Annotated in this window: 11 protein-coding genes; 6 read left to right on the top strand and 5 right to left on the bottom strand. The window is 36.3% G+C overall.

The features are described 5' to 3' along the window. Positions 1 to 292 precede the first annotated feature (292 nt). Positions 293 to 2,800, top strand: a complete 2,508-nt coding sequence (locus tag DLK05_RS11580) for an ATP-binding protein (protein WP_209319849.1) — start codon at positions 293 to 295, stop codon at positions 2,798 to 2,800. Positions 2,801 to 2,807: 7 nt separating this feature from the next. Here the strand turns inward: DLK05_RS11580 and DLK05_RS11575 are convergent, their stop codons facing one another. Further along, complete coding sequence (locus tag DLK05_RS11575) at positions 2,808 to 4,160, bottom strand: sigma-54-dependent transcriptional regulator (protein ID WP_127344165.1); 1,353 nt, start codon at positions 4,158 to 4,160, stop codon at positions 2,808 to 2,810. A gap of 336 nt (positions 4,161 to 4,496) precedes the next feature. Then, positions 4,497 to 6,650 (bottom strand): ribonuclease R, encoded by a 2,154-nt coding sequence (gene rnr, locus DLK05_RS11570; RefSeq protein ID WP_127344164.1) that lies wholly within the window; start codon positions 6,648 to 6,650, stop codon positions 4,497 to 4,499. 133 nt (positions 6,651 to 6,783) lie between these two features. On the opposite strand from rnr, the gene DLK05_RS11565 reads away from it, so the two are divergent. The 3 genes from DLK05_RS11565 (at position 6,784) to DLK05_RS11555 (ending at position 10,371) form a co-directional block, all read left to right on the top strand. Then, complete coding sequence (locus DLK05_RS11565; protein ID WP_127344163.1) at positions 6,784 to 7,614, top strand: toxin-antitoxin system YwqK family antitoxin; 831 nt, start codon at positions 6,784 to 6,786, stop codon at positions 7,612 to 7,614. Between the two features lie 51 nt (positions 7,615 to 7,665). Next, positions 7,666 to 9,138: a cysteine--tRNA ligase gene (gene cysS / locus DLK05_RS11560; RefSeq protein WP_127344162.1), complete on the top strand. Its 1,473-nt coding sequence runs from the start codon at positions 7,666 to 7,668 to the stop codon at positions 9,136 to 9,138. Between the two features lie 81 nt (positions 9,139 to 9,219). Beyond that, positions 9,220 to 10,371, top strand: coding sequence for a glutaminyl-peptide cyclotransferase (locus DLK05_RS11555; RefSeq protein ID WP_209319848.1), 1,152 nt, complete (start codon positions 9,220 to 9,222; stop codon positions 10,369 to 10,371). A gap of 310 nt (positions 10,372 to 10,681) precedes the next feature. On the opposite strand, the gene DLK05_RS11550 is transcribed toward DLK05_RS11555, so the two are convergent. The 3 genes from DLK05_RS11550 to DLK05_RS11540 all read right to left on the bottom strand — a co-directional run bounded on the left by DLK05_RS11550 (position 10,682) and on the right by DLK05_RS11540 (position 13,706). Continuing rightward, a complete protein-coding gene (locus DLK05_RS11550; protein WP_127344161.1) occupies positions 10,682 to 11,524 on the bottom strand; it encodes a DUF3108 domain-containing protein in 843 nt (280 codons plus the stop codon). A 74-nt stretch (positions 11,525 to 11,598) separates the two neighbouring features. After that, on the bottom strand, positions 11,599 to 11,910 hold the full coding sequence (locus tag DLK05_RS11545) for an MTH1187 family thiamine-binding protein (protein WP_127344160.1): 312 nt from the start codon (positions 11,908 to 11,910) through the stop codon (positions 11,599 to 11,601). Positions 11,911 to 11,927: 17 nt separating this feature from the next. Beyond that, positions 11,928 to 13,706, bottom strand: coding sequence for an Ig-like domain-containing domain (locus DLK05_RS11540; RefSeq protein WP_127344159.1), 1,779 nt, complete (start codon positions 13,704 to 13,706; stop codon positions 11,928 to 11,930). A 77-nt stretch (positions 13,707 to 13,783) separates the two neighbouring features. Between DLK05_RS11540 and DLK05_RS11535 the strand changes: the two genes are divergently transcribed. Then, positions 13,784 to 15,094 (top strand): hypothetical protein, encoded by a 1,311-nt coding sequence (locus tag DLK05_RS11535; RefSeq protein ID WP_127344158.1) that lies wholly within the window; start codon positions 13,784 to 13,786, stop codon positions 15,092 to 15,094. A gap of 120 nt (positions 15,095 to 15,214) precedes the next feature. Beyond that, on the top strand, positions 15,215 to 15,580 hold the full coding sequence (locus DLK05_RS11530) for a DUF8478 family putative metalloprotein (protein ID WP_127344157.1): 366 nt from the start codon (positions 15,215 to 15,217) through the stop codon (positions 15,578 to 15,580). The last annotated feature ends 24 nt before the right edge of the window (positions 15,581 to 15,604 follow it).

Below are 15,604 nucleotides of genomic sequence, written 5' to 3'. Positions count from 1 at the left end.
TGTTTGTTGGTAGTCTTTTATTTCGAAGCTGTAGTTGTCACAATATCAGTAGAATGTAATTTTGTAATAGTTGAATAACCATTTCTTGATTATTTGTGACATTTCAAATGTGTGGAATATTTCTACAGAAAATGTGTAATGTTTCTACAGGTTGAGATATTTGAGGAATAAGAGGGTTTGAGTTAACCTATGAAAATCTTCTTTACTTTCCGTATCTTGGATAAGATTTTAAAATATAGTTCCTTATCAGATGGCATCAGAACGTCGAAGTAGCATAAAAATAAAAGTTATAATGGGATATGTTTTTGTATTCCTGGCAATATTAGCTTCGTTGTTTATTGCATATCAATCCTATAATAAGCTTTTTAATTCGGTAGTTTCATTGTCGAAACCGGATGCAGAAATAGCAAGAATGAATCACATTCTCACAAGTCTCTCCGAGGCTGAGAACCAAATTAGAATCTATTCCCTTACCAAGAAAGAGCGTTATCTGGAACTATATGCCAGGAATGTATTCGAAATTCAGTCTGAACTGGATTCTTTGCGTCATTTTAATTTGGATAGTAGTGTATCTAATCTGTTAATTGATTCGATGAATTACTTATTAAATGAACGTGCTGATCGACTGGAGAAGTTTGTGATTCTGAAACGAAACAAAGAGAAAGAAAATCTATCGCAAAAGGCAATTCGGCAACTTAGCGAAGTTTCTGATTCTGCGAAAACTAAAATAAAAACAACCACCACCACTTTTACTTTTCTTGATACAGTAATGACTGCTGCTGAAGTTAAAGAAAAGAAGCAAACCTTTTTTAATCGTTTATTTAAAGGCAAAAAAGCCGAGGAAAGGGGAGTGGATTCTCTGGAAACAGTAGTGAAGAGAACGGAAGTAAAAGTGGATACCAGTTATCTGCCGCAGGAAGATAGTTTGTTGCGGAGTTTGGAGAATATGTTACAAATAGCTCAACAAAAAGAACAATTGAATAGAGATATCGTTTCCAGGGAGGAACTTCAGTTGGTGGAAGAAAATAGCCTTATCTGGGATAAAATTAAGCTATTGCTCAATCAATTGGAAAAGGAAAGGATGCAACAATTAACGAAAGCATCAGTGAAAGCGAAACAGATTGCAAGTAATTCAATATTTACGATCTCCATTATCATCATGATTGCTTTTGTTCTGGGTATCTTATTCATCATTTTTATTTTGATGGATATTACCAAGAGTAATTTTTATCGGAAAGAACTTTTGGTGGCCAAAGGCAGGGCTGAAAAATTGGCCAAGGTTAAAGAGGACTTCTTATCCAGCATGAGTCATGAAATTCGTACTCCTTTAAATGCCATTATTGGATTTACAAATCAGTTGAATAAAACAAAACTGGAAGCACAACAACAGCATTTTGTGAAGGTGTTAAAAAATTCATCCAAGCATTTATTGGGCTTGGTGAATGAAATTCTGGATCTTTCTAAAATTGAAGCAGGGAAGTTGCGTATCGAAAATATTGGATTTAAACCATATTCCATCATTTCTGATGTTTTTGATGTGCTGAAGATTAATGCTGAGTTAAGAAAATTGGATTTCACTTGGGAATTTCAGGGGGATTCAGAAATACTATTATCTAGCGATCCATTTCGTATTAAACAGATAATATTAAACCTGGGATCGAACGCATTAAAATTTACCGCTAAAGGAAGTGTAAAAATTAATGCCGCTCTTATTCCGCAGGGAGATCGATTTCTCTTTCAAGTAGATGTGAAAGATACAGGAATTGGGATTGCTGATGATAAATTGGAGACTATTTTCGAAGATTTTAGTCAGGCAGATTCTTTTTCGGCAAGAAAATATGGTGGAACAGGACTTGGTTTAGCTATTAGCCGACGCTTGGCTCATTTGCTTGGCGGAGACCTGTATGTAGAAAGTGAAATAGGAGAAGGTTCCTGCTTTACACTTCGAATTCCTTTGGCAGTATCAACTCACGGAGAAGTTGTGACTACTAAGCAAATCATGAATGGGCAAGTCGCTAAGCTGCAAACCAAAAGGTTTCTGATTGCTGATGATGATGAATACAGTTTACTGCTGATCAGGACGATTTTTAATGGTTGGAAACTGAAAGCTGATTTTGTGGAAGATGGTTCTAAAGCCTGGGATTTGCTCCAAAAGAATTCTTACGATATGGTGTTAACGGATATTCACATGCCTGAAATGGGCGGAATTGAGCTTTGTCGTAGAATAAGAAATATAAAAGAGGGAGAAATGGGGAGTATCCCAATAGTAGCACTTACGGCTAATGTTCGGGAATCCGACCTTCAGAAATATATAGCCTCCGGAATGACGGAATGCTTGGTGAAGCCTTTTGATGAGGATATCTTGATGAATATACTGAATGAATGTTTGATTGAAAAATCTGAAATTAATTCTATAGAAAATAGTCAAATTGAAGAGGATTCCGCTCCCATATTGTTTGATCTAAGTCCAATAAAGCAATTTACATCGGATGATCCGGAACTGATCCAGCAAATTATAAATCAATTTATACGTTCTGCAGAAGAGAATATTAGGGAGTTGAATATGGCTTATAAAGAGGAAGATTATCTTAAAGTTGGCTCAATTGCACACAAAATGCTTACTTCTTTTAACCAATTAAAAGTTGAATCTGTTACACCAAATTTAAGACAATTAGAGGAATTGTTACATTGTAAATCTGATGTAAAACCAGACGTAAATCTAATTAAGCAATTGATTTTTAGAGTTGAAAAAAATACAAGTGTCGTGATTTCTTCGATACGAAATGAGATAATTTCGTAGTATAATTTTATACTTTTATTCCGTATTGTTTTATCTTATTGTATAGGGTTTTGCGATCGATATTTAGTAATCTTGCCGCTTTCGATTTATTAAAATTCACTTTTCGAAGAGTGTTTATTATTAATTCCTTCTCATTTGTCGCTTGAATTAATTTTAAATTGGATCCCTCCAAAACCACATCATTGCTTTTGTTCTCCCTTAATATTTCGTTGGCCAGACTACTAATTTCGATTTGTTTTTCCGGGCTTAATAATACAGAGCGGCGGACAACATTACGTAATTCACGAAGATTGCCAGGCCAGGAATAATCTTTGAACTTTTCTAATACTTCGGGGGAAAATTTACTTACATTTTTATGTAATTCGTTATTGGATAATTCCAAGAAGTAATTTGCGAACAATTCAATGTCTTCTACTCTGTTTCTTAAAGCGGGCACTGTAATTTTAAATTCATTCAGGCGATGGTATAAATCTTCCCTGAATTCCCCATTACTTACAGAAAGAGAAAGATCTTCATTTGTGGCAACCAGGATTCGTACATCCACATCAATATCTTTATTGCTTCCTATTCTGCGTATTTTTCTTTCTTGTAGGGCACGTAGGAGCTTTACCTGTATTTCGTAAGATAGATTACCTATTTCATCTAAAAATAAGGTGCCACCTTTTGCGGCTTCAAATTGACCTTCTTTGTCGTTAATTGCACCGGTGAAGGAGCCTTTTGCATGTCCAAATAATTCGCTTCCGGCTAGTTCTGTAGATAGTGCACCACAATCAACAGCAACAAATACCTTTTTTTTACGATTGCTTTCCGCATGAATTCTGCGTGCTGCAATTTCTTTTCCAGTACCACTTTCTCCCTCGATGATTACCGACATATCGGTTGGTGCTACCAACTTGATATATTGATCAATTTGAAGCGCATTGGAACTATTTCCCCGAACAAATTCAATGGTATGCTTTGATTTAATTTTTTTGGCTCTCTCTGAATTTTGAAGTAATTCTGATTTTTCAAGAGCGGAATTGATAAGCAATAAAATTTCATCCGGATTTAAAGGCTTGGTTACATATTCAAAAGCTCCCATCTTTATCGCACTAACTGCCGTTCTGATATCCGCATAGGATGTCATGATGATGACAGGAACCTGAGGAAGCATCGCTTTTATTTTCTGCAATAGTTCCAACCCATCAAAATCGGGTAAACGAAAATCACTTAATACCAGATCAAATGCCTGAATCTCCAACTTCTTAAGGGCTTCTCCAGCAGAAAAGACGGTGTCTGCATCAAAATTTTTTCGCTTCAGCAATCCTTGAAGCATCATGCAAATTGTAGGGTCATCATCTATGATTAGTACTTTCTTCATGCGAAATAGGATCGTTTGTATGTTGTTTGAGATATATTCAGGAATTCATCGAAAGAAAAATGCCGGAAAATCAGCCTTTCAACCAAAATTACATAAAAAGAGCGGATGTACGAAATGAACGCTTTCTTTTATATTAAGGAATTTGAACTCCAGAAAGGTGGACATGCTACTTTTTCTGTTAGTAAAATTCAGGAAGAAATTATTTCCCTTTCATAAAGGAATAGGAAATGTTTTGATAGATGTTTATAACTTCTTAATTTTTAAGAAGTAGAAAACTGTTTATCCAAGTAAAAGGCAGTTCTATTAACATTAATAGAACTGCCTCTTTTGTGATATTTAAACTTCTGATTCCTTATCAGCAAGAACAAAATCGAGTTGTTTGGCAACCAGATTGGCTTTAGCAACGCGAATGTTTATTTTGTCTCCCAACTGATAGATCTTTCGGTGATGACGTCCAACAATGCAGTAATTGTCTTCATCAAATTCATAAAAGTCATCTTCCAGTTCGCGAATCGAGACCATACCTTCACATTTGTTTTCGTCCAATTCCACATAAAATCCCCATTCGGTTACACCGGAAATAGTTCCTTCAAAATCTTGACCTACATGCTCCTGCATAAATTCAACTTGCTTGTATTTAATGGAGGATCTTTCTGCATTTGCTGCTTTCTGCTCCATTTCGCTACAATGTTGACAAAACTCTTCGTATTTGTCTGCATTAGCCGATTTGCCTCCCGCAAAATACTTCTCCAACAGGCGATGCACCATCATGTCTGGATATCTTCGGATAGGTGAAGTGAAATGCGAATAAAAATCAAAATGCAGGCCATAATGACCAATATTTACAGTGGAATATTCCGCTTTTGCCATAGATCGAATGGCAAGCGTTTCTACCAAATTTTGAATGTTCTCGCCTTTTACTTCATGCAAAAGAGAATTTAATGAAGTAGAGATGGCATTTGCATTGCTTGTTTTAATTCCATAACCAAACTTGCGAATGAACTGATTAAAGGTATTTAACTTATCAGGATTGGGTTGATCGTGTGTCCTGTAAACAAAGGTTTTTACCTTTTTCCCTTTGGCAACCTTTCCAATGCTTTCGGCTACTCGTTTGTTGGCAAGCAGCATAAATTCCTCAATCAATTTATTCGAGTCTTTCGATTCCTTAAAGAAAACTCTTGTTGGTTTTCCCTTTTCATCAATTTCGAATTTTACTTCAAAACGATCGAAGTCAATCGCTCCATTTTTAAAGCGTTTCTCACGAAGAAATTTGGCTAAAATATCAAGTTGTAAAACTTCTTCCTTAAAGTCTCCTTCTCCTGTTTCAATGATCTGCTGAGCTTCTTCATAGGTAAAACGCCTATTTGAATTGATTACTGTTTTGCCTATCCAGCTATTATGAATATCGCCCTTATCGTCCATTTCGAAAACAGCAGAAAAGGTAAGTTTTTCCTCATTAGGCCGCAGGGAACAAACTCCGTTTGACAATCGTTCCGGTAACATCGGCACCACCCGATCTACTAAATATACTGAAGTGGCTCTCTCAAAAGCTTCCTGCTCGATAATACTTCCTTTCCTAACATAGTGGGTAACATCCGCAATATGAATGCCGACCTCCCAATTTCCATTTTCCAATGCACGAATCGATAGTGCGTCGTCGAAATCTTTGGCATCCTGAGGGTCGATGGTGAAAGTAGTAATGTTTCTAAAATCTCTTCGCTTGGTAATTTCCTCATCTGTGATCTTATCAGAAATTAATTCTGCTGCCTCATTTACTTTCTCCGGAAATTGATGAGGCAAATCAAATTCAGCAAGTATGGCGTGCATCTCGGTGTCGTTTTCTCCTGGTTTTCCAAGCACGCTAACAATCTGTCCAACCGGATTTTTAGATTTTTTAGGCCATTCGATGATTTGCGCAATTGCCTTATCGCCGTTTTGAGCTCCATTCAGCTTACTTAATGGAAGAAATATATCGTAGGGCATTTGCCTGCCTGATGATACTAAAAAGGCATAATTTTTTGAGATATCAACAATGCCTACAAAAGTGGTTTTTTTGCGTTTTATAACTTCCACCACTTCTCCTTCGGGTTGTTTGCTTTTTTTTCTGGCATATAGAGAAACTTTTACCACATCACCATGCAAAGCTCGGTTTAAATTGGCCTGCGATACGAAAACATCCTCTTCCAGATCTTCCGAAACAATAAAGGCAGCACCTCTTGCAGTCATGTCAACCACACCAGTTATATTGCCTATTTTTGATTTTAGTTTATATTTTCCTGTTGAGATTTCATGAAGATATTCCAGCTCCACCAAATCGAATAAAATTCCAACAATGAGCTGTTTTATACCCATGTCTTTTATATCCAATTCTCTTGAAATTTGTTTGTAGTTAAATGTCTTGGTTGGATTATTTGTAAAGATGTTAATAATCAGTTTTTCCAGGCTTTTACGATTATGTCGTTGTCCTGTTGTTTTACGTTTTTTTGTCATTTTATAAATCTTTATTAAGATTTGATCTGAAAAATAGCTTTTAAATTAAAGTAAGAATAAAATTTGTATTTTACCCGGCAGTTCCATCAATTTTATATTAAAGAATTGGCTTATTTACAGCCATAGACATTTCATGAAATTACATTTTTTCAAATCGATTAAGCCAATATTTCATCGCCTTATTTTATGGGTAATACCATTGGTGATTTGTCATGTTTCCTTTGGAGAAGTTGTTCAGAATACCATCAACCAGGTTGATAAAGAAAATCGAAAACAAGGATCTTGGATAGAATATTGTAATGGTGTAAAGATAAGAGAAGGAAATTATATTAACAACAAAAAGAATGGTATCTGGAAAAACTATCGGAAAGATGGTATTTTGTCCTATGTAATTCAATTCGTAAATGGCATACCCAATGGAGAAATGTGTTCCTATTACGCTAATGGAAACCTGTTGGAAAAAGGGAATTGGGTAAGTGATCATTGGGAAGGAGAGTATTATTGTTATTCTGAGAAAGGAAATATATCGGGTCACTTTTTCTTTAATAAATATGGCAAGCGAACGGGATATCAGGAATATTATCATGAAAATGGAAAAGTATCTATTAAGGGAAATTGGTTTAATGGTAATAAGGAAGGTGAGATTCAGGAGTTTTATGAGAATGGTGAGTTAAGGAGTAAAAAGCATTTCTCCCAAGGGCAATTAGAGGAAGGATCTTGTGTGGAATATCCGCGGACGCCTGAGAAGGCTCAGAAACAAGGTACTACAACTGATGTATTTTCTGGAAATGGGCATTATATTCTTTACAACAAATTCAGGAAACCCGATCGGGAAGGAGATTTTGCCGATGGGAAATTTCTCAACGGAAAAAGGTATTTCTATGATGCAAATGGCATATTGGTAAAAACTGCTATCTATCAGAATTCTAAGATTATTCGCTGGATTACACATTCCGAGCAATAATTTTTTATAATTTTACAGCCCCAATTACAATTTCGACTTATTATTACGAATATGGAAAACAAGTTGTTCATTTATAATACACTAAATCGCAAAAAAGAATTGTTTGAACCCATTAATGCATCCCATGTTGGTTTGTATGTTTGTGGTCCTACGGTATATGGTGATGCTCATTTGGGGCATGCTCGTCCGGCAATTACTTTCGATTTACTTTTCAGATATTTAACTCACCTGGGTTATAAGGTACGTTACGTTAGAAATATTACCGACGTAGGACATTTGGTAAATGATGCCGATGAGGGAGAGGATAAAATTGCAAAAAAGGCTCGTTTAGAAGAATTGGAGCCAATGGAAGTGGTGCAATTTTATACCGATCGTTACCATAAGGATATGGATGATTTGAATGTGCGAAAGCCTAGTATTGAGCCTCGTGCCTCAGGACATATCATGGAGCAAATGGCTATGATTGATCAATTGCTTGCTAATGGTTTTGCCTACGAAAGCAATGGATCTGTTTATTTTGATGTGGAAGCCTACAGTAAAAAGTATGATTACGGAAAACTTTCGGGAAGAAAGATTGAGGATCTGATTTCTAATACCCGTGAACTGGATGGACAAGGCGAGAAGAAGAATAGCTTTGATTTTGCCCTGTGGAAGAAAGCAGCTCCGGAGCATATTATGCGCTGGCCATCGAAATGGAGTGATGGATTTCCGGGTTGGCACATGGAATGTTCTGCAATGAGCCAAAAATATTTAGGAGAAGAGTTTGATATCCATGGTGGTGGATTAGATTTACAATTTCCACATCACGAATGTGAGATTGCCCAGTCAACAGGAGCACACGGACACGAAGCTGTGCATTATTGGATGCACAACAACATGATTACCATCAACGGACAAAAGATGGGGAAATCCCTAGGGAATTTCATCACCTTGTCGCAAATGTTCTCGGGCGAGAACGACGTTTTGGAACAGGCTTATAGTCCGATGACTGTTCGTTTCTTTATGCTTCAGGCTCATTATCGCAGTCCACTGGATTTTTCGAATGATGCATTAAAAGCTGCTGAAAAAGGATTCAAGCGATTGATGACCGCCCTCGCAACATTGAATAAAATTAATGTTTCTGAGACCAGTACTATTGATGCAGAGGAATTGACAGGCAAATGCTACGATGCTTTGAATGACGATTTAAATACACCAATTCTAATTGCTCATTTGTTTGATGGTGTGAAAACAATAAATGCTTTGGCTGCCGGAAATGCGAAGATTGATGCAAACAACCTGGAAAAGCTAAAGACTTTGTATCAGAAATTAATTTTTGATGTATTGGGATTGAAAGCAGAGGAAGAAGCGAATACCAGTAATGAAATGCTGGATAAGGTTATATCCTTATTACTAACAACAAGAAATGAAGCCAAAAAGAATAAAGACTGGGCTACAGCCGATCGCATTCGAGATGAATTAACTAATTTAGGCATCGTGGTGAAAGACACCAAAGATGGTTTTGAATGGGAAATCAATAAATAAAAGTAAACTGTCCTGAGTCTTCGGGGCAGTTTTTTGTATTTTTATATTCCTTCTTATTAGTGATCTAAAAACAATATCGAAATGAAATGTCAATCTGTAATATTTGGTTTGCTTGCTGTTGTATTAGTATCGTGTAACGGTAATAGTGAAAATCGAAGTCTTAGCAACAAAAAGAAGTCTGCAAAATCATTGGAGAAAACAATACAGATTGTAAATAGTTTGCGTTTGAAAAGTCCGCATCGGGGCGATTTATTTGTTTTTGGCAAACCAATTGATGTGGTGATGATACCCAGAAAACGTGCTGCAGATATCGATTCCGTTCAATTATTTGGGGATAATGAACTTTTGGAAACTAAAACGAAAGCTCCCTGGAATTGGAAATGGACTCCCACTAAGGCAAACATGGGAAAACACAATTTAAAACTGATGGCATACCATGTGGATGGAACTATTGGCGAAGTGAGCACGCATGTATATTTAAAATCGAATGTGGCACCTGAGCAGTATTCCTTTGAAATTGTGAAATCATATCCGCATGATAAACACGCTTATACACAGGGCTTGTTTTATCGTAATGGCTACTTGTACGAAGGTACCGGACAAAATGGGGAATCATCCTTGCGAAAAGTGAAATTTGAAAAGGGAGAGGTTCTATCTATTTTTAATATGGAACAGGAATATTTTGGCGAAGGAATTACCTATTGCGATGGTAAAATTATTCAGCTAACATGGACTGCCCAAAAGGCCTTTGTAATGGATCCCGAAACTTTTGAACAAGTAGATGTTTTTGACCCGAAAACCAGCAACGGACAGGGATGGGGTATTACTACTATGAATGATGAATTGGTGATTTCTGATGGTACGAATATCCTTACATTTCTCAATCCGAAAGATTATTCGCACCTAAAAACAGTAGAAGTGTATGATAACGCAGGGAAAGTTACCAACCTGAACGAGCTGGAGTATATCAATGGAAAAATATTTGCCAATGTATGGCTTACCGATCGTATCGTTATTATTAATCCGGAAACGGGACGTGTAGAGGGCGATCTGAATTTAAAAAATATTCTAACCTCCAGAGAAAGACTCCGATTGAATCAAAACGATGATGTTTTGAATGGAATTGCCTGGGATGCCGAAAACAACAGATTGTTTGTTACCGGTAAACGCTGGCCTAAATTGTTTGAAATCAAAATTAAAGGCTTTACTTCTATTCCAAAAATGAAATTCTGAATTGGTTCAGGCTATCACCAAACAAATTTTTGATGCCGTAAATTGGTTCAGGCTATCACCAAACAAATTTTTGATGCTGTAAATTGGTTCAGGCTATCGCCAAACAGTTTTTTGATGTCGTAAATTGGTTCAGGCTATCGCCAAACAAATTTTTGATGCCGTAAATTGGTTCAGGCTATCGCCAAACAAATTTTTGATACCGTAAATTGGTTCAGGCTATCACCAAACAAATTTTTGATGCCGTAAATTGATTCAGCCTATCTCCAAATAGTTTTTTGATGTTTCGAATTAGTTTTGGTTTTCTTCGGGTTTATTCTGTAATCTCCACCTTCCCGGATTTCTTTTTAAAGAAAGAGTTTTTTGTGTTCCGAAGTCCTTCATAGGAATCCAGAATTCCTTTTACACTCCCAACCAAAACTTTGGCTTCCACCATAATTGGGATACGATTATCATCGTTACTAAGCCACACGGTCATGTCTTCGCCACCTTTAAACATGGTTCCTTCTACTAGTAAAGGAGAGAATTTAAGGCATTCGAACCATTCGCCCGACTTGGTTTTAATGGTTTCTAATCCGAGATAACGAATATAAAGTGCATGAATTTCATTATCCACCAACATGCTAATCGGAATCTTTGTGCCTTTCTTGTATTTCGAAAAATCAAGATTGCGCACGTAATAAGCTATGGAAAGAATGTCGAAGGTGCATGGCTTATTCGCTATCGTATCGAATAGAACGGGCTTGCTTTTTTTTTGTATGCGGGAATAAATCTCCTTTTTATTGGAAGAGAACCAGTACTCGTGGTGAGCATGATATTTGGCTTCATTGGTTCTTCGGTCGAAATAAAAGGGTGCCAGCGTTTCCCGATTGGCATAGCAACTTAAAGTATCCCGAAGTTTAAAGAACCAATCGAAAGCACTCACATTTTTGCCCTTGCCGTAAAAATGAAAGGCTTCTTTATTCTGATAATGACTTTGCTGTACACTCAATTCCACCTCTCCGGCAGCAACCCATATAAATCCCCAGTTGTAATATCCGCGATAGGTTAATTTTTCGCCTTCCTGAAAAGCAATATTCTTTTCGATGCATTGTGCCTTTGTAATTTGTGCAAAGGCCAATAACAGGAGTAGGCAGGCAAGGTGTTTCTTAATCAACTTATTTAAATATTAGTGGTGATATAGGTATGCCATAGAATATGGTTTGGATATACCTTAAACAGTAACAAAAATTATTTATTTACAGCGCCAATCTTATTTTCGATGGCTTCCACCTTCGTTTTTAATCGATTGTTTTTGTCCTTTTGGATATCCATATTCATGGTGATATATACTCGTTTAGAATCCTTTTCCAATACCTGATAGGAACGATTCAAAATATCCAATGCTTCAGGAAGTGTAGCTGTCTCCACCAGGGTTCCCATGGCAGTTAACTGGTAAGGTACTCCACTATTTCTGATTAAATCGATAACCTTGCTAACGTGTTTACTTACGCTATCGCCTTTGTCGGTTGGGAAAATGGCGAATTCTACTAATACAGACATATTTTAGATTTTTTGTTCTAGGGTTGAATTACAATTCCATTCGTTGGAATATTAATTTTTTCTTCTACATCCCAATTTGATCTCAGCTTAATTTCTTTACGGAAGTAGTAAACTTGTTCTGGTTGAAGTTTTTGAGCATAATTTCCGGTATCCCATAGTCCGTTATCATTTGAATCTTCAATAATTTTAATGATATAAGTTTCTGGTGCCAGATAGTCGAATAAAACTGTTTGATCAGAATAAATTTTCTTCGTTTTTATTACTTTTTCATTTTTTCCGCTCTTTAGTAGTTGAACCAATACCGACCCATTTACTCCTGAAACATTTAGGAATAGTTTGCCATAGTATTCCTGATCGCGGGTGGTGATTCTTCCTGTGTATTTATCGCTATATAGGCCATAGATATTTTGAAAGGCTGTAGAATCTGCAATCAGCTGATATTTGGTTTCTGGCTTCCATTTTGTTTGCAAACTATAGCTTAAAATTTTTCCGGAATCTTGTACAAATGTAAATGCCTGAGGAATTTTTAGGGTATCCTTCAATTCAAAAAAATGAATACTATCGAGATTGACTTTGGCAAGTGGCTCTTCGAATTTAATATTGATATTTTTATTTAAATCTTGAGTACTGCTCGTTTTTACCTTAAAATTATAAACCGGTTTCCTGATTTTGGTTTTCTTCTTTTTCTTCCTCGAGATTTTGGCTTTCTTCGGATCTTTATAGTTCAGTTTTACCGTATCCATAAAGGGAACGAGTTGACCCACAGAATCTGTTTTCAGGTACTGAAGTGCTACCAGTAAAGTGTCCCGATTATATATATTTGCATCCGTAATCCAATAGCTCAACGTATCATTAGTTCTGTTTTTTTGCATTAAAAACCAGTCCGATTTTTCGTTCACACCCACAAAATCAATCTTTAAACTATCGCTTCGTTTGGCATTGAATTTAAATTCTAACTTTTCACGTCTGCTTCTTTTGTAGGTGGTTAAATACTGCAACGGATTTTCTTCATCAAACATTCTGATATGAATATTGGTTGGCGTCAAGGCGGTATATTCTTTCAATACAACAGAATCTTCTGCAATGGTGTCGAGTTGTTCGTACCGATGTGCTGTTGGCTTAATCAGGGAATCGAAAAACCCCATGCTTTCCCCGGGGCCATTATACATATAATCACGGTTACCATCTACAAGAGCAAAAAGCTTATAAGTACCTGCTTGTAATTGATTGAGTTGGAAGTTACCAGCAGAATCTGTTTTGGCTATATAATCGGGAATTAAAGTAAGGGGAACTGAATCATTGGTGTTTAAATAAGCCATTACCATCGATTTCTCTACCGGTAATTCGTTAAAAGCATTGTCTACTTTGCCACGAATACTTAACGAATCTAAACTAGCACCCGTAGAAAATACAAATTGATATTCTCCCAGCGGATTTGTTTCGTTATTATCGGCAATTCCTTTTCCAAAATCAAGCGTATAAGTGGTATTCTCTTTTAGTTCTTCCTCCAATTTTAGATAAATAGATCTTCCCGTTAATTTCACTAATGGTTTCTTTTTTAAAGGTGGAGAGATCACAAAATTTTCGCTGATGTCATTTAACTGAACAAATTCATCGAAGAAAATTTCTATTTTTCCGCCTTTGAAATTCAAAGCATAATTTTCCGGAAAAGTCTTGATCACCTTGGGAGGCGTTTTATCAACCGGTCCTCCTGTTGGGTAGCCAACATTTGCACAGGAATATATAAAAGCTGAAATTGTGAATCCTAAAAGGATACTAAGCGCTGTTTTTTTCAAAGGTTATGATTTTGATAATTGATATTCGACTTCAAAATTACAAAGATTCAAAACAAAAATAAGTTAATAAAAGTAAAATGGGTGATTCCTTGGCATTTTCCGCTCTCAACAGAGAGAAATTCCTGCAAAGAGCAGCAAATACTGATTTCGATTTTGTATTTACTACCTGTGGATTTAAGGAGGCTGCGTTCTGTTTGCTTGCCTCCAATCAAGGATTGAAATGCGCTCTTTTTTATGGAGAGGATTTTTCGTGTAAGCTGCATCCAGTTGTGGATGCGAAATCTGCATCACAAAAATTAGTGCTAGCTTTTCGAAAACAGTTTCCTCACCTAATATTACCCGATGAATATTTGAATGTAAATCCAAAGGTATCAGTATTAAAAAGTATGCTTCCGGGTAAAATTCAACACAAGGATATTTTTAAATATGAATCCAAATTGCAAGGGAGAGAGGGAGACTGTGTTTTCCTCGATCGGGAATATAAATTAAATGCGAATCGCCTTCTGATGTCGATGATTAAAACTGCTGTTCGAAATGGAGTAATAGTATTGAATCATATCTCTACAGAAAGAAGAGGTAGCAGCAATTTGTTAATCAGCGATAAACTGAGCGTTGATAGCAAGCAGATAGAATTACACAGCAAACAGATTTTGAAATTGGAGGAGCCAAATGAATCTCTAAAGGCTAACGAATTACATTTTTTACTGAATCGCAAGCAATTGTTCTTGAAACGAAGCTTGAAGTTTCAGGTTCAAAATCAATTGGTGCGCTTCATTCGCTATCAGGATTATTTTTTAGGGATCTCGAAAATAGGTAAAAATGAAAAGGATACCATTAAAGAGGTTATAAACCAGTTGAATGATCTGCTGGTAGGCGACGACAAATTTGAGGAAGCGGATGTTTTCGTAAGTCATATATTGCAGCCATCTGAATGGCAATTTTTAGACCGAGCCTTACTTTCGCTTCAAGCTATGGCAAAAGAGTATTTACAATTCTCTTCAGGTCAATTTATAGAGGCGATTGCTAAAATAAATGCTATTGATACTAATTTTGAAGGAAGCATTGAGATTCAGCAGTTGATAGAATATGGCGATTTTCGTTTTGATGAGGCGAAACAAACGGGGGTTCATCCCATTGCTTTTAAGAATATATTTTACCGATTTGGTTCGGAAATAGACCAACTTACTGAGGCTGCCTACGAGGGAAGAAGTAAATTCGATTCGGGAAATAAGCTATGGGAACACGTGCAGTTTTGGTATCTGCTCCAAACCGAGATGATATGTCATAAACAGGATTATTACAACCGAATTGGAAAAAAAAGGATGTTTTCGAAATACGAATTGATTGCTGATGAGCAGTTTTTAGATGATTATTTTTCTAATGTTTAGGTGGTGGATGTTAAAAAGCATGTTTTTTTAAAATTTATACCAACAATTAGGTATTGTGTTGTTTGATTTGAGGGCTTACTTTTGTTACGTAAAATAAAATGTAATGCCAATCGGATTGCAATGAACAAATTCCGGAAATTTAAAATTGTTTTTTTAAGTCTGCTACTTCCAGCATTTTTGTTACTGGAGGCAAATGCAGTTTTAAACTGGCATGTTCATAAATTTGCCGATGGAAGTATTATTGTGCATGCCCATCCGTTTCAGAAATCAGGAAATTCTCCGCTCATACCTCCGCATCATCATTCTGCAAAAGCATGCTTTTCTATTCAACATTTAACAGGTTTCCTGTTTGCGCTTGAAGCAGCTTTCTTTTTAGCACTTTGTTTGGTGAAACTGGTAGATTGTATTTCATCTTATGAATATTGTTATCGTGGCAATATTCAGGAATTTTTATTACCCAACCGCGCACCGCCATTCTTTGTTTAAATATTAGAATTTAAGCATATCACC

The sequence above is a fragment of the Ancylomarina longa genome (assembly GCF_003996985.1).
In the GTDB taxonomy this organism is placed as follows: Bacteria; Bacteroidota; Bacteroidia; order Bacteroidales; family Marinifilaceae; genus Ancylomarina_A; species Ancylomarina_A longa.
The sequence above is the reverse complement of the archived record's forward strand: the minus strand, read 5'-3'. Positions and strand labels throughout refer to the sequence as shown.